The sequence below is a fragment of the Rhodococcus qingshengii JCM 15477 genome (assembly GCF_023221595.1).
Taxonomy (GTDB): domain Bacteria; phylum Actinomycetota; class Actinomycetes; order Mycobacteriales; family Mycobacteriaceae; genus Rhodococcus_F; species Rhodococcus_F qingshengii.
The window spans coordinates 4082675-4103458 of record NZ_CP096563.1 but is presented as its reverse complement, the minus strand read 5'-3'; the positions used below and the strand labels follow the sequence as shown (position 1 = coordinate 4103458).

Annotated in this window: 20 protein-coding genes and 1 pseudogene; 6 read left to right on the top strand and 15 right to left on the bottom strand. The window is 61.9% G+C overall.

Going from position 1 to position 20784, the window contains the following annotated elements:
- Positions 1–51 precede the first annotated feature (51 nt).
- From M0639_RS18645 to M0639_RS18630, 4 genes and pseudogenes are all read right to left on the bottom strand, one after another.
- On the bottom strand, positions 52–489 hold the full coding sequence (locus M0639_RS18645) for a hypothetical protein (protein ID WP_064074824.1): 438 nt from the start codon (positions 487–489) through the stop codon (positions 52–54).
- 172 nt (positions 490–661) lie between these two features.
- Positions 662–1465, bottom strand: coding sequence for a mycolate reductase (cmrA, locus tag M0639_RS18640; protein WP_019749133.1), 804 nt, complete (start codon positions 1463–1465; stop codon positions 662–664).
- 19 nt (positions 1466–1484) lie between these two features.
- Entirely contained in the window at positions 1485–3515 is a 2031-nt protein-coding gene (locus M0639_RS18635) for an NADPH-dependent 2,4-dienoyl-CoA reductase (protein ID WP_064074823.1), read from the bottom strand.
- Positions 3516–3625: 110 nt separating this feature from the next.
- Positions 3626–4150 (bottom strand): annotated as a pseudogene (locus tag M0639_RS18630) (PadR family transcriptional regulator); the annotation flags it as partial.
- 128 nt (positions 4151–4278) lie between these two features.
- On the opposite strand from M0639_RS18630, the gene M0639_RS18625 reads away from it, so the two are divergent.
- A complete protein-coding gene (locus M0639_RS18625; RefSeq protein WP_007733331.1) occupies positions 4279–5640 on the top strand; it encodes an MFS transporter in 1362 nt (453 codons plus the stop codon).
- Here M0639_RS18625 and M0639_RS18620 read toward each other — a convergent pair.
- The 3 genes from M0639_RS18620 to M0639_RS18610 all read right to left on the bottom strand — a co-directional run bounded on the left by M0639_RS18620 (position 5630) and on the right by M0639_RS18610 (position 8097).
- A complete protein-coding gene (locus M0639_RS18620) occupies positions 5630–6451 on the bottom strand; it encodes an acyl-CoA thioesterase (protein WP_003945359.1) in 822 nt (273 codons plus the stop codon). The two genes, M0639_RS18625 and M0639_RS18620, sit on opposite strands and share 11 nt — an antisense overlap.
- Before the next feature lie 75 nt (positions 6452–6526).
- Entirely contained in the window at positions 6527–7366 is an 840-nt protein-coding gene (locus tag M0639_RS18615; RefSeq protein ID WP_064074822.1) for an alpha/beta fold hydrolase, read from the bottom strand.
- Between the two features lie 35 nt (positions 7367–7401).
- On the bottom strand, positions 7402–8097 hold the full coding sequence (locus M0639_RS18610; protein ID WP_082893231.1) for a TetR family transcriptional regulator: 696 nt from the start codon (positions 8095–8097) through the stop codon (positions 7402–7404).
- Positions 8098–8265: 168 nt separating this feature from the next.
- Here M0639_RS18610 and M0639_RS18605 point away from each other — a divergent pair, with 168 nt between their 5' ends.
- From M0639_RS18605 to M0639_RS18595, 3 genes are read left to right on the top strand one after another with little or no spacing between them, the layout of a single operon-like run.
- Entirely contained in the window at positions 8266–9399 is a 1134-nt protein-coding gene (locus tag M0639_RS18605; RefSeq protein WP_003945343.1) for a ferredoxin reductase, read from the top strand.
- 35 nt (positions 9400–9434) lie between these two features.
- Positions 9435–10607: a fatty acid desaturase family protein gene (locus M0639_RS18600; protein ID WP_064074821.1), complete on the top strand. Its 1173-nt coding sequence runs from the start codon at positions 9435–9437 to the stop codon at positions 10605–10607.
- Between the two features lie 13 nt (positions 10608–10620).
- Entirely contained in the window at positions 10621–10866 is a 246-nt protein-coding gene (locus M0639_RS18595; protein ID WP_003945295.1) for a hypothetical protein, read from the top strand.
- A gap of 154 nt (positions 10867–11020) precedes the next feature.
- Here M0639_RS18595 and M0639_RS18590 read toward each other — a convergent pair whose 3' ends face one another.
- The 4 genes from M0639_RS18590 to gdhA form a co-directional block, all read right to left on the bottom strand.
- Positions 11021–11188 (bottom strand): hypothetical protein, encoded by a 168-nt coding sequence (locus tag M0639_RS18590; protein WP_003945367.1) that lies wholly within the window; start codon positions 11186–11188, stop codon positions 11021–11023.
- Between the two features lie 243 nt (positions 11189–11431).
- Entirely contained in the window at positions 11432–11575 is a 144-nt protein-coding gene (locus M0639_RS18585; protein ID WP_003945326.1) for a hypothetical protein, read from the bottom strand.
- Positions 11576–11938: 363 nt separating this feature from the next.
- Complete coding sequence (locus M0639_RS18580; RefSeq protein WP_003945374.1) at positions 11939–13198, bottom strand: PucR family transcriptional regulator; 1260 nt, start codon at positions 13196–13198, stop codon at positions 11939–11941.
- A gap of 484 nt (positions 13199–13682) precedes the next feature.
- A complete protein-coding gene (gene gdhA, locus M0639_RS18575; RefSeq protein WP_003945368.1) occupies positions 13683–15026 on the bottom strand; it encodes an NADP-specific glutamate dehydrogenase in 1344 nt (447 codons plus the stop codon).
- Between the two features lie 268 nt (positions 15027–15294).
- On the opposite strand from gdhA, the gene M0639_RS18570 reads away from it, so the two are divergent.
- Positions 15295–16629, top strand: coding sequence for a glycoside hydrolase family 183 protein (locus M0639_RS18570; RefSeq protein ID WP_064074820.1), 1335 nt, complete (start codon positions 15295–15297; stop codon positions 16627–16629).
- 83 nt (positions 16630–16712) lie between these two features.
- Here M0639_RS18570 and M0639_RS18565 read toward each other — a convergent pair whose 3' ends face one another.
- On the bottom strand, positions 16713–18890 hold the full coding sequence (locus tag M0639_RS18565) for a glutamine synthetase III family protein (protein WP_064074819.1): 2178 nt from the start codon (positions 18888–18890) through the stop codon (positions 16713–16715).
- Positions 18891–19115: 225 nt separating this feature from the next.
- On the opposite strand from M0639_RS18565, the gene M0639_RS18560 reads away from it, so the two are divergent.
- Positions 19116–19385: a putative quinol monooxygenase gene (locus M0639_RS18560; RefSeq protein ID WP_231915233.1), complete on the top strand. Its 270-nt coding sequence runs from the start codon at positions 19116–19118 to the stop codon at positions 19383–19385.
- Between the two features lie 211 nt (positions 19386–19596).
- Here M0639_RS18560 and M0639_RS18555 read toward each other — a convergent pair whose 3' ends face one another.
- From M0639_RS18555 to M0639_RS18545, 3 genes are all read right to left on the bottom strand, one after another.
- Complete coding sequence (locus M0639_RS18555) at positions 19597–19749, bottom strand: hypothetical protein (protein ID WP_197486193.1); 153 nt, start codon at positions 19747–19749, stop codon at positions 19597–19599.
- Positions 19750–20565, bottom strand: coding sequence for a class E sortase (locus M0639_RS18550; RefSeq protein ID WP_064074818.1), 816 nt, complete (start codon positions 20563–20565; stop codon positions 19750–19752).
- Positions 20566–20631: 66 nt separating this feature from the next.
- Positions 20632–20775, bottom strand: a complete 144-nt coding sequence (locus tag M0639_RS18545; protein WP_197486192.1) for a hypothetical protein — start codon at positions 20773–20775, stop codon at positions 20632–20634.
- Positions 20776–20784 lie beyond the last annotated feature (9 nt).

The following is a 20784-nucleotide window of genomic DNA, read 5'->3' as shown; positions in this document are numbered from 1 at the left end:
GCCGAACGAGGTTGACGCGGCTCTGACGGCCTCGGCACTGTGCCCGTGGACTCACTGTGCCCGTCGCCGCCTCCATCCGAACCAACCGAGCACCGCGAGCAATGCCACCGCGGCGCCTCCGCCGATGATCGTCGATCGGTCGGCGGACACACCAACGGACGGAGTTTCGCCGGCACTCGGGGCGTAACCGGCGCCGTACACGGACTCGACCGCCGCTTGGATGTCGAACCCGGTTTCGGTAGCCGGCCCGCAGCTGTGCCCCTCGTGCTCGGCGTCGACGTCGTACGGCGCAGAAACGAACATCAGCTGCTCGGTGCCGAGCACGTAGCTTGTGCCACAACCGTTCCCGTTCGCGAGTGTCCCCACCGACGTCACCGATGCCAGATCGCCTTTGTAGACCCGGCTGACGTCGAACAGGTAGGTGTCCTCGAACCCGTCCGAAGTTTTCTCCGTCGGAGTCCCGAGGAAAACGGTGCTGGAGACGCTCACGGCTTCTTCCGGGGTAGCCGATGATGCGCACGAACATGCATTCGCTGCCGAGGGCAGCAGTAAGGGCAACCCTCCGGTCAAAAGAAGGATTGCCCCGACTGCCAGTGTTCTTCGCATCGCCATTAACCGACTATATGGTCTGCTATGGCCTGCTCTGAGAAGTTTGAGTGAATCAGCCGCCGAGCTTCTTGTAGAACGTGCCCACGATCGGCGCAACGACGGCACGCGGGCTGTAACCGCCCGCGACGGACATCGCCTTGCTCAAGATGCCCGGTACGACGCGCATCTTGTTCTCGGCCAGGCCGTCGAGCGAGACCTTGGCGGTGTACTCGCTCGAGATCCAGAAGAAGTCCGGGACGAGCTTGTCGACGATCGACGCTTCGGCCGGGTCCGGGGTTTCGGTGCGTACGGGGCCTGGGGCGAGCAGGGTGACGTTCACTCCGGTGCCCTTGAGTTCACCTCGCAACGATTCCGCGAAGGTGTTCACGAACGCCTTGGTGGCGGCGTACGTCGCGTTGTTGGGGATCGGCATGTTTCCGGCCGCGGACCCGACCATCAGGATGGCTCCGGACTTGCGCGCGAGCATGCCCGGCAGCACGGCCAGCGTGAGATCGTGCACTGCAACGGCGTTGAGCTCGACCTGGTCGCGCTCGTATGCCGGGTCCAGCTCGGCGATCGGCCCGAAGGTGGCGATACCGGCGTTGTTGCACAGGATGCTGATGTCGCGGCCACCGAGTTCCTCGACCAGAACGGCACGCGCCGCGCTGTCGGAGAGGTCCGATGCACGGACCTCCACCTCGACGCCGTGCGCGGCGCGAAGCTTCTCGGCGAGGACCTCCATGACCTCGCCACGACGGGCAACGAGGATCAGGGAGTGTCCGCGTGATGCCAGATCAGCGGCCAGGGCCTCTCCGATGCCGGAGGAGGCGCCGGTCACTACGGCGCGGGCTGTGGTTGTGGGTGTCGGCAGGCTCACGATCAGTCAGCGTAGCCGGTCAGATCTTCGCGGCCAGTCGTGTGCCCTGTTCGATGGCACGCTTGGCGTCGAGTTCTCCAGCGACATCCGCGCCGCCGATGATGTGGGTCACCACGCCCGCGACGGTCAGTTCGTCCACTAGATCGCGAACCGACTCCTGCCCGGCGCAGATGACGATGGTGTCGACCTCGAGAAGTCGGGGCTTCTCGTGCTTCTCACCGAAGGTGATGTGCAGGCCGGCGTCGTCGATGCGCTCGTAGTTGACGCCCGAGAGCTCGTGGACGCCCTTGTTCTTGAGGGCCGCCCGGTGGACCCAGCCGGTGGTCTTCGCGAGGCCGGCGCCGATGCGTCCTGGCTTGCGTTGGAGGAGGTAGACCTCCCGCTCGGAGAGCTCTGGTACCGGAGTGGTGAGAGCGCCCGGGGCCATTTCGGGTTCGGTGACGCCCCATTCCTGCTTCCACTCCTTGAGATGAAGAGTGGGGGAAGTGGGGTGCGTGAGGAATTCGCTCACGTCGACGCCGATGCCGCCGGCACCGATGACGGCGACGGACTTGCCGACGTGTTTGCCCTCTCGGACGACCTCGGCGTAGGTCAGCACCTTCGAGTTCTCGATGCCGGGGATCTTGGGAACGCGCGGCGTCACGCCGGTGGCAACCACCACTTCGTCGAAGGATCCGATGAGATCTGCCGGTGCGACGCGGGTTTCGAGCTTGACTGTCACTCCGGCCACGTCCAGCATGCGGGTGTAGTAGCGAATGGTTTCGGCGAACTCTTCCTTACCCGGAATGAGCTGTGCGATCCCGAACTGTCCGCCGATCTTGTCCGAGGCCTCGAACAACGTGACCGAATGACCACGCTGAGCAAGATTGAGTGCTGCGGAAAGTCCGGCAGGACCGGCGCCGACGACGGCGAGATTCTTGGTCCGCCGAGTGGGGGAGAGGATCAGCGTGGTCTCACGGCCCGCGCGCGGATTGAGCAGGCAGGAGACCTGCTTGTGAACGAAGGCGTGGTCGAGGCAGGCTTGGTTGCAGGCGATGCACGTGTTGATCTCGTCGGACGCTCCGCGCTCGGCCTTGTTCACCCAGTCGGGATCGGCGAGCATCGGCCTGGCCATCGAAATCAACTGCGCGTCACCGCGGTTGAGGATCTCTTCGGCAGTCTCGGGCATGTTGATCCGATTCGAGGCGGCTACCGGAATGTCGACGTGCTTCTCGAGCTTGCTCGTGATGTCCACGAAGGCTGCTCGGGGAACCGAGGTGACGATGGTGGGCACCCGTGACTCGTGCCATCCGATGTCGGTGTTGATGATCGTGGCGCCGGCAGCTTCGACTTCCTTTGCCAATGAGACGATTTCATCCCAGGTCTGACCGCCCTCGACCAGGTCTGCCATCGACAACCGGAACACGATGATGAAGTTCGGGCCGACGGCCTTGCGTGTGCGTCGCACGATTTCGACTGCCATGCGTCGACGGTTCTCGGAACTGCCGCCCCACTGGTCGGTGCGCTTGTTCGTGCGCTCGCAGAGGAACTGGTTGATGAAGTAGCCCTCACCGCCCATGATTTCGACGCCGTCGTAACCCGCGGACTTGGCCAGACGCGCGCAGCGAACATAGTTCCGGATCTGCCAACGCACCCCACGGCCGGTCAGCTTGCGCGGACGGAACGGATTGATAGGCGCCTTGATCGACGACGCGGAGACACTGAACGGCTGGTAGCTGTAGCGGCCGGCGTGCAGGATCTGCATGGCGATCTTTCCACCCGCGTCGTGAACCGCCTTGGTGATCCGGCGGTGACGGCGCGCTTCGATGCGGTTGGTCAGCTTGGCACCGAAGGGTAAGAGCCAACCGGTGCGGTTGGGCGCGTAGCCGCCGGTGATGATCAAGCCGACTCCGCCACGGGCACGTTCGGCGAAGTACTCGGCCAAGCGGTCGGTGTCCTTCGCGCGATCTTCGAGGCCGGTGTGGATCGATCCCATGACGACGCGGTTCTTCAGCGTCGTGAATCCGAGGTCGAGCGGTTCGAGCAGGCGGGGGAACTGTGTATCCGTCATGACTGAAGATGTCCTTCCGTGGCGTACTCGCCAGTGTCTTCGGTGGCGGGCTCGCCAGTGTCTTCGGTGGCGTACTCGCCGGTGTCTTCGATGGCGTACTCGCCAGTGGGCAATGCGTCCAGAACTTCCTGGCACCAGTCGGTGAATCCTTCTTCGACGCGGATGCCGCCGCGAAGTACGAGGTACTGGTGCAGTGAAGAGCCGGAAAGCGCTGCTGGATTGGGGAAGTCACGCTTTTCGATGAGTCGGTAGACGTCGAGGCGGGCGGCGTGGCCGTCGCGGTGGCGAGCGACTTCGCGTCGTAGAGCGGGGAGATCGGCGTGCGCAGCGGCCCTGATCTTGATGGCCAACTCGTTGCGCAGGTGGTTCGGTTCGGACGGCTCTGCGATCCATCGGGTCAGTTCGGCGCGGCCGGCATCGCTGACGCGGTACATCTTCTTGTCCGGTCGGCCGTCCTGCGCGATGGCCTCCACCTCCACCCAGCCTGCCTCGTCCATTCGCTTGAGGACTCGGTAGATCTGCTGGTGCGTCGCGCTGTGGAAGAAGCCGATCGACTTGTCGAACCGGCGTGTGAGGTCGTATCCCGACGCATCCTGTTCGGAAAGGGAGACGAGCAACGCATGTTCGAGTGCCATGGAAAAAGTATCTATGCACTCAGGTGCGTATGCAACTAAGTGCGTACTAACTCGGGTGCATAGAGCGTCTTGTATGTCGACTTCGGAGAGAGGCGCCGAGTCGCCCGCGCGCAGTTAGGCTTCGCCGTATGAGCGCCGAGTCCACGAGCACGCAGGCAGAGCCACCCGCAGGCATCGGCGGTGCGGCCACGAAGAGTCAAGTGTTCGCATGGGGGCTGTGGGATTGGGGATCGGCCGCATTCAACGCAGTGATCCTCACGTTCGTCTTCTCGGTTTATCTCACCGACGCGGTCGGTGACGACCTTCCCGGCACGATTTCGGCAACTACGTGGCTCAGCTGGGCACTCGGAATCGCCGGCTTCTTCATCGCGATTCTCGCTCCGATCACCGGACAACGTTTCGATGCGTCGGGTAAACGTAAACTCTCGCTCGCGATACTGACCGGCATCACCGTGCTCTCGATGGCGGGCCTCTACTTCGTCGAAGACAACTACCGCTATCTGTGGCTCGGATTGGTTCTGCTCGCAATCGGTTCGGTGATCTTCGAGCTTGCCGGCGTTCCCTACAACGCCATGATGCGGCAGGTGTCGACACCGGAGAATCTGGGTAGAGTCTCCGGCTTCGGCTGGGCCATGGGATATTTCGGCGGAATCGTGCTGCTGTTGCTGTGCTACTTCGGGTTCATCGTCGGCGACGGTGACACTCGGGGATTCCTGGGATTGACCACCGACGGCGGCATGAACATCCGGATGGTGGCACTGCTGGCTGCAGTGTGGTTCGCGGTCTTCGCAATTCCGGTGTTCTTCAAGGTTCCAGAGTTGCCCAGCCCCGCGGTCGATCCGGGAGCGTCCAAGGCCGGGTTCCTCGACTCCTATCGGGTGTTGTGGCGCGATCTGCGCGAACTCTGGAACGTCGACAGGCGCACGATCTGGTACCTGATCGCGAGCGCACTCTTTCGTGACGGTCTGGCGGGCGTGTTCACCTTCGGGGCCGTGCTGGCTGTCAACGTCTACGGAATCAGCGCTGCCGACGTCCTACTGTTCGGTGTCGCGGCCAACGTGATTTCCGCAATCGGTGCATTGGTGGCCGGACGCTTCGACGATCGGATCGGACCGAAACAGGTCATCACCGTCTCGCTGGCGTCGATGATCGTGGTCGGCGCGATCCTGATCGCGGTGTCAGGGCCGGTGATGTTCTGGATCTTCGGTCTCGCGCTCTGCCTCTTCGTCGGGCCCGCTCAGTCGTCGGCACGAACCTTCCTGGCGCGCATCACCCCGCCTGGGCGTGAAGGTCAGATGTTCGGCCTGTATGCGACCACAGGCCGAGCAGTGTCGTTTTTGGCACCGACACTGTTCGGCCTGTTCGCATGGCTCTTCGGTGCAGACCGTGCCGGCATCATCGGACTGCTGGTGGTTCTCGGCGTCGGTCTTGCCGCATTGTCGATGGTGAAGGCGCCGGAAGGGGACAGTGCGCTTCCCGTCAATCCTTGAAGTAGACCAACTGGTGTGTCGTAGCGAGCAATGCGCCGTCACTGCCCCAAATTTCGGCCGACTGATCGAAGTACCCGTTGCCGAACCGTTGGGTCCGCGCGGTTCCCAGCACGGAATTGTCTGCCTGTTCGGTCAGCGTCTGAGCGTCGGCGTGGAAGTAGATGGTCATCGAGACCGTCCCAGCCGGTGCCATCTTGCCTCGGCGCAAGAAAACTCGTGGGAAGAAGACATCGCACAGTGCAGTCAGCGACGTGAAGTCGAGAGCGCGAGCCGGCCGATCGCGCACCCAGAGCGTCGTTGTCGAGTCGGGATGCTCGCCCGACTCCAGGTCGGGGATTGCACCTTCGACAAAGCGCATCTCGTAGTTCTGTGCCCAGGCGATGAACTCGGGGAACGGCAGCAGCGCAACGTCTTCGGCCGACGGAACCTCCGGCATCGTGATTTCGGTCGACGACCAGGTTTCACGCCTGGTACCGAACACTGCCGTCGCGGTAGTGGCGACGGTTCCGTCCTGAGAAAGTTCGATGGACCAGTGTTGCGTCGAGCGGTTGGTGCGCACCGGCCGGGCGGAGATCTCGAAGGCGCCCTCGGTGATCGGACCGGCAAAGTTGACGGTCAACGACAGCGGATCGCCGAGGCGTTCGGGGTGCTTCAGTACAGATTCGAGCAACGTGGCAGCGGTGACGCCGCCGAACGGCCCGACCATGTTGTTGTACGCCGGATTGGTCTCGCCGGTCGACAGGCCGGCGGTGAGTGGCGTCAATCCGACAGCAGCGTCGAAAGGATGGGGTGGTGCAACGGTCTCGGTCATCGCAGAACTCCTGGTGATGGAATCAACTCGGCTCTATGTATGACAACATACATAGAGCCGAATTCGTCGCGGCGATCAGGATCCTGCACGTGCGAGGATCGTCTCGGCCAACTCTTCGGCTCGCTCTTCCGGAATCCAGTGACTTCCGCCGTCGAGCACGACGAACTCGTAGGGGGCGTCCACGAATTCGCCACAGCGTTCTGCGCCTGCGCGGCCGAGCGCTGTGTCGCCGGTGCTCCAGACGTACGTAGTCGGCACAGTGGTGCGATCGATGTCGCCGAAGTCGCGGGTCATCGCGCGGTACCAGTTCAAGGCGCCGGTCAGCGCGCCCTCCCCGCTCAGGACACGAATGTGCTCGTCGGCGAATTCAGGATCGATCTGGCCGTCGAACATGGCACGCAGCCGGCGAAAGTTGTCCTCCGACAACACTTCCTCGGCTTTTCCCTCCTGTCGGAGAAGTCCGATGTAGGACGAGCGTTGCTTCTGGTCCTCGTCCTCGCGGAGTGCCCAACCGAAGGCGGTGGGGTGGGGGACCGAGATCGCCGTCAGGCTGCGGATCCGGTTCGGATGGCGACCGACGACCTGCCAGGCGACCGCCGAACCCCAGTCGTGACCGACAAGATGCGCGTCGGACAGGCCGAGCGCGTCGAGCAATCCGACGACGTCGGCTACCAGGTGCTCGATCTTGTAGGCATCCACCCCTTCGGGGCGTGCGCCGGCGGAGTAACCGCGCTGATTCGGTGCGATTACGCGGTAGCCCGCTGCGGTGAGCAGTGGTGTGACCTTGCCCCAGGATGCGGCGCTCTCCGGGAAGCCATGCAGCGCTACCAGCGGAATGCCGTCGTCCGGGCCCGAGATCAGTACGTCGAAGGTGAGGTCGCCAACGGGGATTTCGTATGTACTCGTGGAAGACATGACTCTCACCGTACGTCGAAAAGGTGAACCCGAGGTCAGTTTCGAGGTGGATTCCAGGTGGCCATTCCGAGCATGATGACTCGCAGTTGCTTCTCGGCTCGTGTGATGACGGCGGCTTCGTCGCGATACCCGGCGGTCCCGGCGTCCAGCAGTTCGACGACAGCACTGAACATCGTCGAGACGATCAGGTCGGCAGCCATTTCCAGATCGTCCGACGACCAGCTTTCCAGTCCGGCAATTCTGGAGAGGTCGATGGTCAGTTCGCTGACGAACAACCGCATTTCAGTGGCTATCGCACGTCGTACCTCACTGACGCCGCTGTAGCGTTCGCGGCAGAGGAACCGAAACTGTCGCTCGTGTGTATGCACTTGTCGCACAAGGATGCCCAGGGACGTAGCGGCGTCCTTGGTGCTGGGATTACGCCTTGCGTCGCGCAGCATCTGGCGCAACATACGCATGCTCTCTTCGACGAGGACGACACCGACGTCCTCCAGTGAAGCGAAGTGGCGGTAGAACGCCGTCGGAACGATCCCGGCTTCCCTGGCTACCTCTCGCAGGCTGATTCCGGCGAAGCCGCGATCGGCCGAGAGGTCCATGGCAGTGTCCAGGAGCGCTTGGCGTGTGCGTTCCTTCTTGGCGGCACGACTTTCCGGTTCCCTGTTGCCGGGCTCCCTGCGCTCTGGGTTCACCGGTCCGGCCTTCGTCACGACGTCGAGTGTAGGTACAGGCATTCCGGCTCCTTTCGGCAACTCGTGTAACTCGGATCACATTCTTGTTGACATGTACTTGTGTGCACCTGTCACACTATCTTCGGTGAACATTTGTACACTGAATTCACGCAGTCGGGGGAAGCTAGCCCAGCAATCGATACACCCGGCAATCGAAGTACGAGGAGGGTCATGACAATCGCATCTGCTCCTGAGAACACGACACCGAAGTCCGCACCTCGGCGCGGACTGTCCTTGGTGGGACTGATCGAAGCCATGGCTGCTCCACATCAGATCGATCGGTACCTCGAGCTGGTCAACCCGATGGCGACGGTTCGTGACATCCGCGCGCAGGTTGTCGCCGTCGACCATCCGACGGCTGACTCAGTCACTCTCACGCTGCGCCCGACTCGCCAGTGGCGCGGTTTTCAGGCGGGCCAGTTCGTGCAGTTGGGCGTGGTGATCGACGGTGTTCGTCACACTCGCTGCTACTCGCCGGCCGGGGGTGCGTCTACGCGCAGTGGGCTGATCGAGCTCACCGTGAAAGCGCATCCGGGTGGCCTGGTGTCGCAGTATCTGTACGCCAATGCGGCACCCGGACTCGTTGTCAGCCTCTCGCAGGCAGACGGTGTGTTCTCCCTTCCCGTCGACCGCCCGCGTCGGGTGTTGTTGATCAGTGGCGGCAGTGGAATCACCCCGGTCATGTCGATGCTTCGGACGCTGGTGGAGGAGCAGCACTCGGGCGAGATCGTGTTCGTGCATTACGCGAACACCGATGCCGACGTGGCGTACACGCGCGCGCTGAAGACCATCGCCGAGCAGAACCCGAACGTGAAACTGGTACTCGTGTACACCGAAAGCGGTGGAGGTGACCTCGAAGGTTTCTTCGATCGCGGGCACCTCAACGCGGTGGCTCCTTGGATCGCCGATCCGGACACGATCGACGCCCAGGCTTATCTCTGCGGACCTCCCGGACTGATGCGGGGAGTGCGTGAGGTGTTCCGTGAGGTCGACGTCGAGCACTTGCTCAACACCGAGGAGTTCGCGCCGGCGGTGGCCGAGCCGGGGGAGGCCGGCGGCGAGGTGTCATTCACCAAAAGTGGGGTGGCGGCCGAGAACTCCGGCGAAACACTTCTCGAACAAGCAGAAGCTGCGGGCCTCAATCCCGAGTACGGATGCCGGATGGGAATCTGCTTCTCCTGCACCTCCGTCAAGAAGGCGGGCCGTACCCGAAACGTGCGCACCGGTGAGACAGACGACGAGCCGGACAAGAAGATCCAGCTGTGCGTCAGTGCTCCCGTCGGCGACGTCACCGTCGACATCTGAAGTCCCATTTTCCACACGACTGTCTGGAGACCGACATGTTTGGACTTTCACTTCTCACCCTCCCGTTCCTCGGCAACGGTTCCGATGCGAAGGACGACGCTCCCGTCGTCCTGACGTACGAGCAGGTCGAGGAGATCGGCCGCGAGTTGGACGCATTGCGCGATCGCACCGTCGCCTCGCTCGGGGCGGAGGATCGGGAGTACATCTACAAGATCATCAAGGCTCAGCGCGGGTTCGAGGTCGCAGGTCGCGGCTTGATGTACCTCGGCTTCCTGCCTCCGGTGTGGCTCGCGGCAGTCGGTGCATTGAGCGTGTCCAAGATCCTCGACAACATGGAGATCGGCCACAACGTCATGCACGGTCAGTACGACTGGATGCGTGAACCAGGGCTCAATTCCGAAGTCTTCGAATGGGATACGGTGTGCCCGGCCGACCAGTGGCGTCACTCGCACAACTACATGCATCACACGTACACCAATATTCTCGGCAAAGACCGTGACATCGGATACGGCATCCTGCGTATCGACGACGCGCAGAAGTGGAACCCCTATTACCTCGGTAATCCGGTCTGGGCCTTCGCCTTGATGGTGCTCTTCGAGTGGGGCGTGATGATGCACGATCTCGAGATCGAGAACGTCATCCAGGGCAAACGCAAGTGGCACGACGTCAAGCCGCTCCTGAAGGGCTGGTGGAACAAGGCGGGCAAGCAAGTCCTCAAGGACTACGTCATCTTCCCGGTTCTCACGGGGCCGCTGTTCGTGACCACTCTCGCGGGGAATGTCACCGCCAACCTGGTCCGGAACGTGTGGACGTACTCGATCATCTTCTGTGGCCATTTCCCCACCGGTGTCCAGAGTTTCACCGAGGACGAGACGGCCGACGAGACTCGCGGGCAGTGGTACGTGCGTCAGATGCTCGGCAGCGCCAACATCGAGGGAAGCCCGCTCTTCCACATCATGTCCGGCAACCTCTCGCACCAGATCGAGCACCACCTGTTCCCGGACCTGCCTGCGCATCGTTATCCGGAACTCGCTCCCCAGGTGAAAGAATTGTGCGGGAAGTACGGTTTGCCGTACAACACCGGTGGGTTCTTCAAGCAGATCGGTTCGGTATGGGGCAAGATCTTCAAGCTCGCTCTTCCGCCCGGTTTGGTCAAGTCGACGACCCCTCCCGGTGTTATCGTCGAGCGCCAGCGAACTGCAGCCTGAGAGGCACACACTGATGGTCGGGAAATTCGAACGCCGCAAGGACACGGTCCAGGAACTGACCGAAAGTGCAGCCAACCACGTGGGCTCGATCGCGATGATCATCGCCGGGGCCGTTCGAGACGTGACGCGCGAGATCGGCGACTGGGTGTCCGACGGAATCGAGATGCGTGAAGCAGCGAAAAAGGCTGCAGCTGACGATCGTTCGGAGTCCGTGACCATCGAGCACGACGACAGCGATCCACCTGAAGACTGGCGTTGATTCACCGCGGCGGACGGCCTGATCGCGTAACCGCGAGCCGTCTCGCCTGAACGACCGCGTTGCCCTCCGTCACAGATGACGGAGGGCAACGCGGGTTTCGTGGACTGCCTCGGCGGCCGAAGACGCGGATCGAACGCCGATCACAAGTGAGGTCCTAAGCAGCGCTGCCGAGGCTCGCCGAGTCGAAGCTGCCGAGCCCGGTGCTACCGAGACCGCTGCTACCGACTCCGCCCAGTGCGAGTGCATTGCTGCTGCCCGCGCTCAGTAGCTGGACGATGATGTTGATGACGATGGGGTCGCCGGTGAGCGGAATTGTAGGCACAGGGGGACCTGCTTTCTGTTTCGAGATGTGGTGAGAAGGTGAGCGGCGACGGGATCGTCGACGTGGTCAGGCGGGCTGTTTCAGCCACTTCCGGTGCTGCCGAGCGACACGATGGAGCCGTTGCCGAAGCCGAGTGCTCGGGAGAGTGAGCCGAAGTCGATGACCAGGCTGCCCAGGGTGTGCTGGTTTATCACGGTGGTTCCTGTCTGTGCCGCGACTGTGTGATGCGAGCGGGTAAGTCGATCAGGGAGCAGGCGTCGTGGGAGTTTCGCCGCCGCCGCCAATCGGAGAGTTGTCGGTGTAGAGGAAACTGCTGCCGGCGTTGAACATCTGTAGGACGGTGTTCAAAACGACGGCCAAAGCGCCTGTGGTTGGTGCGGCGATCATGTGCTTGCTCCTGGTTTCAGCGGTGGCGACGTGGTGGTCACCGTGGTCACCGCCATCACAGTGTCAGGCGGCTTGGAGCGGGCCCTGTGCGAGAGATTCTCTCGCACAGGGCCCGAGATTCGTCCTAGGAGACGCCGCCGCCATCCGTCGAGCCCGTGCCGGTGCTGCCCGCGTTGAAGAGCTGCAGGATGGTGTCGAAGAAGGCACCGAGGAGAGCGTTATCCTGGCCGTTGATCATGTGTTTCCCCTTAATTGTTACTGGTTTGCGCGGTGATTCGCACCACACTTTTATAGCCCGGTTCGGAGCGGAAAAGTGGGGTCCAGGCGCCACACGTGGACAGCTAATAGCGAGGATGTGAGTGTTCACATTTTCGCTGGACGATTGTCCACATCAGTGCTTGCGAAGGTCAGCGAGATCATGGCAGCGCGCAGTTTGAGCAGTTCAGAGGGCAGGGCCGGATCCAATCCGGTCAGGGTTGCGATGCGCTTGATTCGATTGTCGACGGTGTTGGTGTGCAGGCCGAGCGCCGACGCGGTGCGCTGACGATGCTGGCCGTTGGCGAGATGTATGGACAATGTCTGCAGCAGTTCCGGATTGCCGTCGAGTGGCTTGAGAAGATTGATCAAGCTGTCGCGGCCTGCGCCACCCCGAGTGAGTTGATACTCGAGCGCGAGGTCTTCCATTCGGTAGGACCGCGCCGGCAGTCTCAGGCGCCGCACGAGTTGCGCCAATTCGTGAGTGGTTGCTTGGGCGGCGGCGATATCTCGTACCGCGGCGTTCTCGGCGATTGCTGTGATCTCCACCCCGACCGTTGCGCGTGCGCGTTGGATGACCTCGCACACTGTTCCCCAGTCGGGTGTGCCCTCGATCAGGACCAGACCACGTTGCGGTGCAGGAGCTTCGAGCAGCGCCGACCCGAAGTGGGCCGCGATTTTCGATTGAGCGACGGAGAGGTCACGGTAGGCCTGTATGCGCTGGTGGTTGCCGTTGCGTGCTCCCGGGCGGATGGGCGGCAGGTTCACCAGGAGCCGCAGGACGAGATAGCGGGGTGCGAGTTCAACGCCCATCTGCAACGCAAGCTGGGTGGGATCGTCGCCGTCCAGCATGGCTTTCACGAGAGCGCCGGCGGAGTATTCCCCGAGTTGGGAACCGGCAGGAAGAGCCGAAAGATAGCTGATCGAGATGAACGAGTGAAGCCGCTGCGCAAGTGCGAACAAGAACTCGTTGAGATCCCCGAGATTGGCGGAGTCCTCGGCGTCGGCCCGGCTGAGGATGAGGGTGCGAAAAGTGCTGATGCCCTCGTTGGTCAAGTTGAGGATCGCGCTGAGTGGCACGCCTTTCAATGCTTGTTGGACGGTCATCGTGTGAATGCCGTCCAACTCTTGGTCGGTGGGAAGTTTGCGGTGATCCAATAGCTGGATCCCCACTTGGAGCCCCTGCACGATCACCGCAATCAGTTCCCGACGTACTGCCTCCGTTTGGAGGGAAGTCAACGTCGGGTTGGCACGGGACAGGTGATCTACGAGATCGCTTGCCAGTGGGATGACGTCGTTGACCGCTGTGGAGGCGGGCTTGCCTCCCAACATGAGCGGTCCCGGGTTGTTCAGCAGCGCTGGGGACATGGGTGGCCTCCTCTAGACAGGTGCGTCGCCTGGCACAGGCACCCGGAGGCTCGGCGCGTTACGAAGCGGGGTACACGCTGAGGCCTTGTTCGGGGGCATACTCGCCGCTGAAATTTGCGGATCGAATTGCGCCAGGCGTTGTGATTTCTACCACATGAACGATCGTCCAACTGTGAAATGGACAAATGTGAAGATAAGTCCATATGCCCCACGCGCTGCGGACCTAAACAATCGTCCACTTACGGTGTTTTTCGACGTCAGAGCGGAAAACGGTTTCGGAGGACACCACGAGTTCCGTCTGGGATCATTGCCGCGCCTACGGTGCTCGTCGCGGGCGATTTGCTCGGAGCAAGCTCGAGGGCCCTGGGTCCTCGCGGACCCAGGGCCCTCGAGGCCTAGGTATTGATTCGACCAGTCCGATGTACGGGAACCGGTTCAGGGTGAAATCACCCTTTTTGTACTGCTGTCTGTGGTGCGGAAATCTCTAGATGACGCCCAGTGAAATCATGGCGTCGGCCACCTTCACGAAGCCGGCAATGTTCGCGCCGTGCACGTAGTCGCCGGGCTTTCCGTACTCGGCAGCGGTGTTGATGGTGCGCTTGTGGATGCCGCGCATGATTCCGGCGAGACGCTCGTCGGTGTACTCGAAGCTCCAGGAATCACGCGAAGCATTCTGCTGCATTTCGAGAGCGGAGGTTGCAACGCCACCGGCGTTGGCCGCCTTGCCGGGTGCGAAGGCTACGTTCGCGTCACGGAAGAGCTGGATGCCACCGGGGGTGGTGGGCATGTTCGCGCCTTCGGCAACGGCCTGAACGCCGTTGGCGATCAAGGTCTTTGCGGCATCTTCGTCGAGCTCGTTCTGAGTCGCGCAGGGGAGTGCGACGTCGCACGGCACGTCCCAGATGGAACCGTCGGCGATGAACTCGGCATGCGGAACTGCGTCGGCGTACTCGCTGATGCGGCCGCGGCGAACTTCCTTGATCTCCTTGAGGAGGTCGAGATCGATGCCCTTCTTGTCCACGATGTATCCCGAGGAATCCGAGCAGGCGATCGCGACGCCGCCGAGCTGGTGGATCTTCTGGATTGCGTAGATGGCGACATTGCCGGATCCGGAGATCACGACGTTCTTGCCTTCGAGGCCTTCACCCTTCGCCTTGAGCATTTCGGCGACGAAGTACGCGACGCCGTAGCCGGTGGCCTCGGTGCGAACCTGCGATCCGCCCCAGGTGATGCCCTTGCCGGTGAGGACGCCCGACTCGTACGTGTTGGTCAGCCGCTTGTACTGACCGAACAGGTAGCCGATCTCGCGACCGCCGACGCCGATGTCGCCGGCCGGAACGTCGGTGTATTCACCGATGTGACGCTGCAGTTCGGTCATGAAGGACTGACAGAAGCGCATGACCTCTGCGTCGGAGCGGCCCTTGGGATCGAAGTCCGAGCCACCCTTGCCGCCGCCGATGGGCAGGCCGGTCAGTGAGTTCTTGAAGATCTGCTCGAAGCCGAGGAACTTCACGATGCCCAGGTTGACGCTGGGGTGGAAGCGCAGGCCGCCCTTGTAGGGGCCGAGTGCACTGTTGTACTGAACGCGGAAGCCACGGTTGACGTGAACGTTGCCCTGGTCGTCGGTCCACGGCACGCGGAAGATGATCTGGCGTTCCGGCTCGCAGAGCCGCTCGATGAGTCCGGCGTCGGCGTAGCGGGGGTGGCGTTCGAGCACTACGTGAAGAGACTCGAAGACCTCTGCGGCGGCCTGATGGAACTCGGGCTCTCCTGCATTGCGAACCAAAACCTGATCGTAAATCTGCGCTACGCGGTCACGTACGGACACCGCTCACCTACCTCGTTGTGAGAACTCTTTTACATTTCCGTTACATACTAGGCGCCTTTATTGCTGTATCGGACAACTGTCCTGTGAAGGTGAAATCGGACACAGCTGTCACTTGTGTCAGTTGAACGGGCGATTTATAACAATTTGCTCAGCTTTCACTCTCTTAACACAGTCCAAATGGTTTGCTTCTGCGGTCGGGGATCACTGTGCCTGTGGTCCGAACGAGTCGAAATGATCAGAGGGGCTGCACGTGCGTAATAAACACTCCATGTCGGCGATGTTGTCGATAGGCGTCGTCACGATTGCCGCGACGATTGCCGCAGCACCGTCTGCGTCGGCGATCGGTGGACCGTGCGGTTCGGGAGGAAGTGGTTCCGCCGGATCGATGACGGGTTCGCTCGGCTCGCTGACCGGATCGCTCGGCAGTGGATCCGCCGGTACCGGCTCCCTCGCCAACGCGCTGCCTTGGATCACCGGCGCCCCCAACGGTGCTCTGCCGGTGCTGACCGGCCGCACCAAGGCGATCGAAATGGTCACTGGCCCAGGCAGTCCCAACAACACCATCGAGCGGTTCAACGTGTCGGGTACCGACCTCGGAATCATGTGGGACAACGGTCTTTCGGGGCCGGATCACGACGTGCTGATGGCATTCGGCGACACGGTGGGCGACTGCGACACCCCGGGTGACGACTGGCGCAGCAACGTATTGTTCCGCAGCAACGACACCGCCATTGCCGACGGGATGAAGATCGACAGTTCTCCTTTGGACGGCCCCAATCATTCCAAGGAGATCATTCCGGGATTCGGCATTCCGGGTGAGTTCACCACCATCCCGACCGCTGGAATCTCTTACGGTGGTGTGCAGTACATCAGATTCATGTCCGTTCGGTCGTGGGACGAACCTGGAGCCTGGACCACCAACTACTCGGCTCTGGCTTTCTCCACGGACAACGGTGAGAACTGGGAACTCGATCCGGGGACAGTTCGCGCCAATACCGAAGGACTTGGCATTCCGGGGATTCCGGCAGTATCGCCGATCAATTCCAACTTCCAGCAGAGCGCCTTCCTCGACGGTCGGGACGGCTACATTTACGAATACGGAACTCCCTCAGGTCGTTTCGGTAAGGCGATCCTGGCGCGAGTGGCCGGCGCCGACATCAGAAATCTCGGTGCCTACGAATACTGGGACGGCTCCGGTTGGAGTCCGCGAGATACCGATGCCGTTCAGGTCATCAAGGCACCGGTCAGTGAACTCGCAGTGCAGTGGAACGACTACCTGAACAAGTACGTTGCCATGTACACCAGTGCCGAGGGCAACCTGGTGATCCGTCAGGCCGACCAACCGCAAGGCCCGTGGAGTGGTACGCAGACCCTGTTGAGTGGAATCACGTTGCCCGCGTTGTACGGCGGATTCATGCACCCGTGGGCGAGCGGACAGTTCCTCGAATTCGTCGCCACCACGTGGGACCGTTACAACGTCATCTACATGCGGACCGATTTGAACGGACTCCAGATGGCGTCGTCGGATTCGCGCGATCGTCCTGACCCCGCGACCACCGGTGAGGCTCGCGTACTCGAAGTCACGATGCCGGAAGACCGCTAGCCGAGCAAGATTCGACAACTATGGCCTGCAACTCGATCGAGTTGCAGGCCATAGTTCTGTGGGTAGTGATATTCGGGTGATACTCAGAGAATGAAGAGCATTTCCTGATACGTCGGGAGTGGCCAGTGATCGTCGGCGACGATGGTTTCGAGGAAGTCGGCCGCTGCACGTACCTCTGCCATGGCGGGCAGGAGTGCGTCCTGTGCGTGCTTGGCCTGATCGAATGGCGTCTCGCCGGCGTCGGTGTCGATTGCTGCGCGCAGGGCCGCGAGCGCTGTGCGCAGAGCCGCAACGGGCGCCGACACTTCTTCGAGCGGTGCTGAATCCGGTTCGAGGCCGGCAGACTTCAGTGCGACGAAGTTCTGCGCAACTTCCGTCTGGTGGCGCACTGCAGCCGGAAGAATCAGCGTCGTACCGATTTCGGCGGCCAGGCGTGCCTCGACGCCGATGCTCAGTGCGTACTGTTCGAGTCCGACCTCGTAGCGGCTGTGCATCTCCCGGTGGTTGAAGACCTTGTACTTCTCGAAGAGTTCCATCGAGGATTCGGTGATCAGTTCAGGAAGGGCGTCCAGCGTCGTGCGAAGGTTCGGCAGGCCGCGAGACTCGGCCTCGATCTGCCAGTTCTCCGAGTAACCGTCGCCGTTGAAGACAACCGCACCGTGGTTGGTGATGATCTCGGTGAGCAGATTCTGGACGGCGGTGTCGAAATCGGCGCCGTCGGCGACCGCGGCCTCCAGTTCGGTGGCCATGTAGTCCAAGGCCTCGGCCATGATCGTGTTGATGGTGACCATCGGGCCGTTGACTGTTTGCAGCGATCCTGGCGCGCGGAACTCGAAACGGTTGCCGGTGAAGGCAAATGGGCTCGTACGGTTGCGATCGCCCGGGTCGGTCGGTAGGACGGGAAGGGTATCGGCGCCGATCATCATGGTGCCCTTGTCCTTCGACGATGTCGCGGCGCCCTTGGCGATCTGCTCGAAGACGTCGGCCAGTTGATCGCCGAGGAAGATCGAAATGATGGCCGGGGGAGCCTCGTTGGCGCCGAGGCGGTGATCGTTGGTTGCCGATGCGACCGACGCGCGCAGGAGGCCCGCGTATTTGTGGACGGCCCGGATGACTGCGGCGCAGAATACGAGGAACTGGGCATTGTCATGCGGATTGTCGCCGGGGACAAGCAAACTGCCGAGTTCGGAGTTGCCCAGCGAGAAGTTGACGTGCTTGCCGGAGCCGTTGACACCGTCGAACGGCTTCTCGTGGAACAGACATTCCATGCCGTGCTTCTTGGCGATTGTCTTGAAAGTGGTCATCAGCAACTGCTGGTGGTCCGCGGCGATGTTGCCTCGCTCGAACATCGGGGCGATTTCGAACTGGCCGGGCGCAACCTCGTTGTGCCGCGTCTTGGCGGGGATACCGAGTTTGAAAAGTTCCCGCTCGGTGTCCATCATGAATCCGAGCACACGTTCCGGGATCGCCCCGAAGTAGTGGTCGTCGAACTCCTGGCCCTTGGGCGGCTTTGCGCCGAAGAGTGTTCGGCCGGCGTTGAGGAGGTCGGGGCGGGCGAGGAAGAAGTGTCGATCGATCAGGAAGTACTCCTGCTCGGGTCCGCAGAACGACACGATGTGCTCGGGATCGGTATGGCCGAACAACTTAAGGATTCGTTCGGCGTGGAAACCCATTGCCTGTTGTGAACGCAGCAGGGGAGTCTTGTGGTCGAGCGCTTCGCCGGTCATCGAAACGAACACGGTCGGGATACACAGTGTGTTGCCGTTGGGGTTTTCGAGAACGTAGGCCGGGCTCGTGACATCCCAGCCGGTGTATCCGCGAGCCTCGAATGTATTGCGCAGCCCGCCGTTCGGGAAACTCGAAGCGTCGGGTTCACCTTGGATCAAGGTCTTGCCGGCGAACTCCGCCAGTGCACTGCCGTCGCCGACCGGCTCGAGGAAGCTGTCGTGCTTCTCGGCCGTCAACCCGGTCAGTGGATAGAAGACGTGGGCGTAGTGGGTTGCGCCTTTCTCCAACGCCCAGTCCTTCATCGCCGACGCGACCGCATCGGCGACCATGGGATCGAGCGGTTTGCCTTGCTCGATCGTCGACATCACCGATTTGTAGACGAGCTTGGGCAGTCGCTTCTGCATGACCACCTTGTTGAAGACGTTGGCTCCGAACACCTCTCCGGGTGTCTCGTCGGTCGTGAAACTGACCACCGGAGGTGTGTAGGCCTCGACGTCCTTGATCGCTTGCAAGCGAACTGCATTTCCACTCATGTGCTTACCCCTCGCCCGGGCCCAGGGCTGCGCTGCTGATTGCGAGCCCGACTTCGGCAAACCCTACGAACCTCCGGTATCGGGGGTGTTTCGTAGGTATTGCGCCTGTCCGCAAACTTCGAGTCACAACGGAAATGTCGATCTGTCGGAGGTCTACGGCAGACTTCGAGCGGAGGGGTCAACGCGGGTCAGACGAATCGGAGAGTCTTTGTGATCAGGGTTTTGGTGCCAACCACAGTGGAGCAGGGCGATCTCGCGGAAGTGCTTCGGTTGTACGACGAACTTGTCACCGAGACCCGAAAAGAGGACGGCTGCATCAATTACGAGTTACTGCAGCGCACCGACAATCCCTGCGAGCTCGTGTTGGTGGAGGAATGGGAATCTCAGGAGCACCTCGACGCCCACACCCATACCGAGCACTTCGTCAGGTTGGTTGAGGCGCTGGCCAAGCTCGAGACGGCAGCGCCGGCGCAGATCTTCACGAAGGTTCTGTAGCGGCGGAGTCAGGTCTCAGTGCTCGCTCAGGCGTCGAATGAACATTCCGGAGAGCCTCGAGTGTCAACTAGGCGACCCGTTCCGACACACGCGGAAACTGGTTTGCATCGACACGCCAGAATCATCGTAGGTCCGTCGAGTCCGCTGTAGGACAGCGCCTTCGGGCGCCAGCCGGGCCTCGTGCCGGTGTCGGCCGACCTGCACGGGCGCTCTATACGGTGACGTCGGAGTAGGGCATATGCTCTGACATCCAAGGAAATACGAATTCCATGAGTAGCAGCACCACCGCGACCACGAGAACGATCGCCAGCAGGGCCTTCACTGGTCGGGGGCCGGGGAGCGCTCCCCAGAGGTATCCGTACATTCATTGCTCCTGGAATGCCGCGGGAATGGTGCCCGAAGTCTTCGAGATTGTTTCGACGAGAACCGCGTGGACGATCAAGCGTTCGCTGTTCGAGTAGAGCGGATGGCACGTGGTCAGTGTCAACATACTTTCCAGCGTGGCGTCGGGCTCGGCCCAAGGGCTTCCGGGCAGCGGGGTGACGACCGCAACATCCCCGGGCACGGTGATGCGCCGCCCGAGGAGATGGACGTAGTCGCCTTCGGAAACACGATCGGCTTGCTCGGGATTCAAGCAGGCTTTCGCCGCAGCGCGACGTTCGGGCGAGGCCTGGTCGAGTGGGAGCAACCGGTACGTCATCCATTGGAACTCGGTCTCCACGACGACGGCATCGCATGCATCGAGTCGATCCAGGTGCTGGAAGACTGCGCCGGAACCATTGCGGTGCCCGGCGAGCGCGAAGTTGCCGGCTTCGCCGGGCATCTGCGAGTCCGGGTAGTGGCCGGGGCCGGCCCGCAGGTCCTCGTTGCGTGTGCCCTCGACGATTGCGTACGCGGCGCCGAGTGTGGGGAAATGCACGCGCGCGAATCCCTCGCCGAGCACAGGGATCAGCGGGGACACCGGCTGACCATCGATCGCTCCTGAGGCTTCGGGGACTTCGGCCCAGGATTCCTCCAGACTGTTGTTGAGCTCGTCCTGCAGCCGCCCTGAGACCATATTGGTCCAGAACGCCTCATAGATGACGAACAGCAAGATGACGACCCCGGCCGTGAGGAGCAGTTCGCCGATTACCTGGCCTGCGCCCGGCCGCCGACGCCCTGGAACTTTGGTATCGCTCACGAACCGGGGTCTCCTCTTCACAGATCTACCGAGCTAGCTGATGTGTCGCATTGGTGCCGTATCGAACTAGCTGCCCGCGTCGATCGTGGCGCTCCCGGTACCGCCGAGGAGATCGTAAAGGAGTACGGACAGGCGACCGAGGCCGTCGATCACGGCAGAACCAGTGGTCTCGATGCCTTCGATGACGATCGGGAACGGGAGGAATGACATGGTGTTTCT

Coding starts and splice junctions, on each gene's coding strand:
- M0639_RS18635 (WP_064074823.1), bottom strand. CDS start 3,515: ATGACGGATACACAGTTCCCCCGCCTGCTCGAACCGCTCGACCTCGGA.
- M0639_RS18625 (WP_007733331.1), top strand. CDS start 4,279: ATGAGCGCCGAGTCCACGAGCACGCAGGCAGAGCCACCCGCAGGCATC.
- M0639_RS18620 (WP_003945359.1), bottom strand. CDS start 6,451: ATGACCGAGACCGTTGCACCACCCCATCCTTTCGACGCTGCTGTCGGA.
- M0639_RS18615 (WP_064074822.1), bottom strand. CDS start 7,366: ATGTCTTCCACGAGTACATACGAAATCCCCGTTGGCGACCTCACCTTC.
- M0639_RS18610 (WP_082893231.1), bottom strand. CDS start 8,097: ATGCCTGTACCTACACTCGACGTCGTGACGAAGGCCGGACCGGTGAAC.
- M0639_RS18605 (WP_003945343.1), top strand. CDS start 8,266: ATGACAATCGCATCTGCTCCTGAGAACACGACACCGAAGTCCGCACCT.
- M0639_RS18600 (WP_064074821.1), top strand. CDS start 9,435: ATGTTTGGACTTTCACTTCTCACCCTCCCGTTCCTCGGCAACGGTTCC.
- M0639_RS18595 (WP_003945295.1), top strand. CDS start 10,621: ATGGTCGGGAAATTCGAACGCCGCAAGGACACGGTCCAGGAACTGACC.
- M0639_RS18585 (WP_003945326.1), bottom strand. CDS start 11,575: ATGATCGCCGCACCAACCACAGGCGCTTTGGCCGTCGTTTTGAACACC.
- M0639_RS18580 (WP_003945374.1), bottom strand. CDS start 13,198: ATGTCCCCAGCGCTGCTGAACAACCCGGGACCGCTCATGTTGGGAGGC.
- M0639_RS18570 (WP_064074820.1), top strand. CDS start 15,295: ATGTCGGCGATGTTGTCGATAGGCGTCGTCACGATTGCCGCGACGATT.
- M0639_RS18565 (WP_064074819.1), bottom strand. CDS start 18,890: ATGAGTGGAAATGCAGTTCGCTTGCAAGCGATCAAGGACGTCGAGGCC.
- M0639_RS18555 (WP_197486193.1), bottom strand. CDS start 19,749: ATGTACGGATACCTCTGGGGAGCGCTCCCCGGCCCCCGACCAGTGAAG.
- M0639_RS18545 (WP_197486192.1), bottom strand. CDS start 20,775: ATGTCATTCCTCCCGTTCCCGATCGTCATCGAAGGCATCGAGACCACT.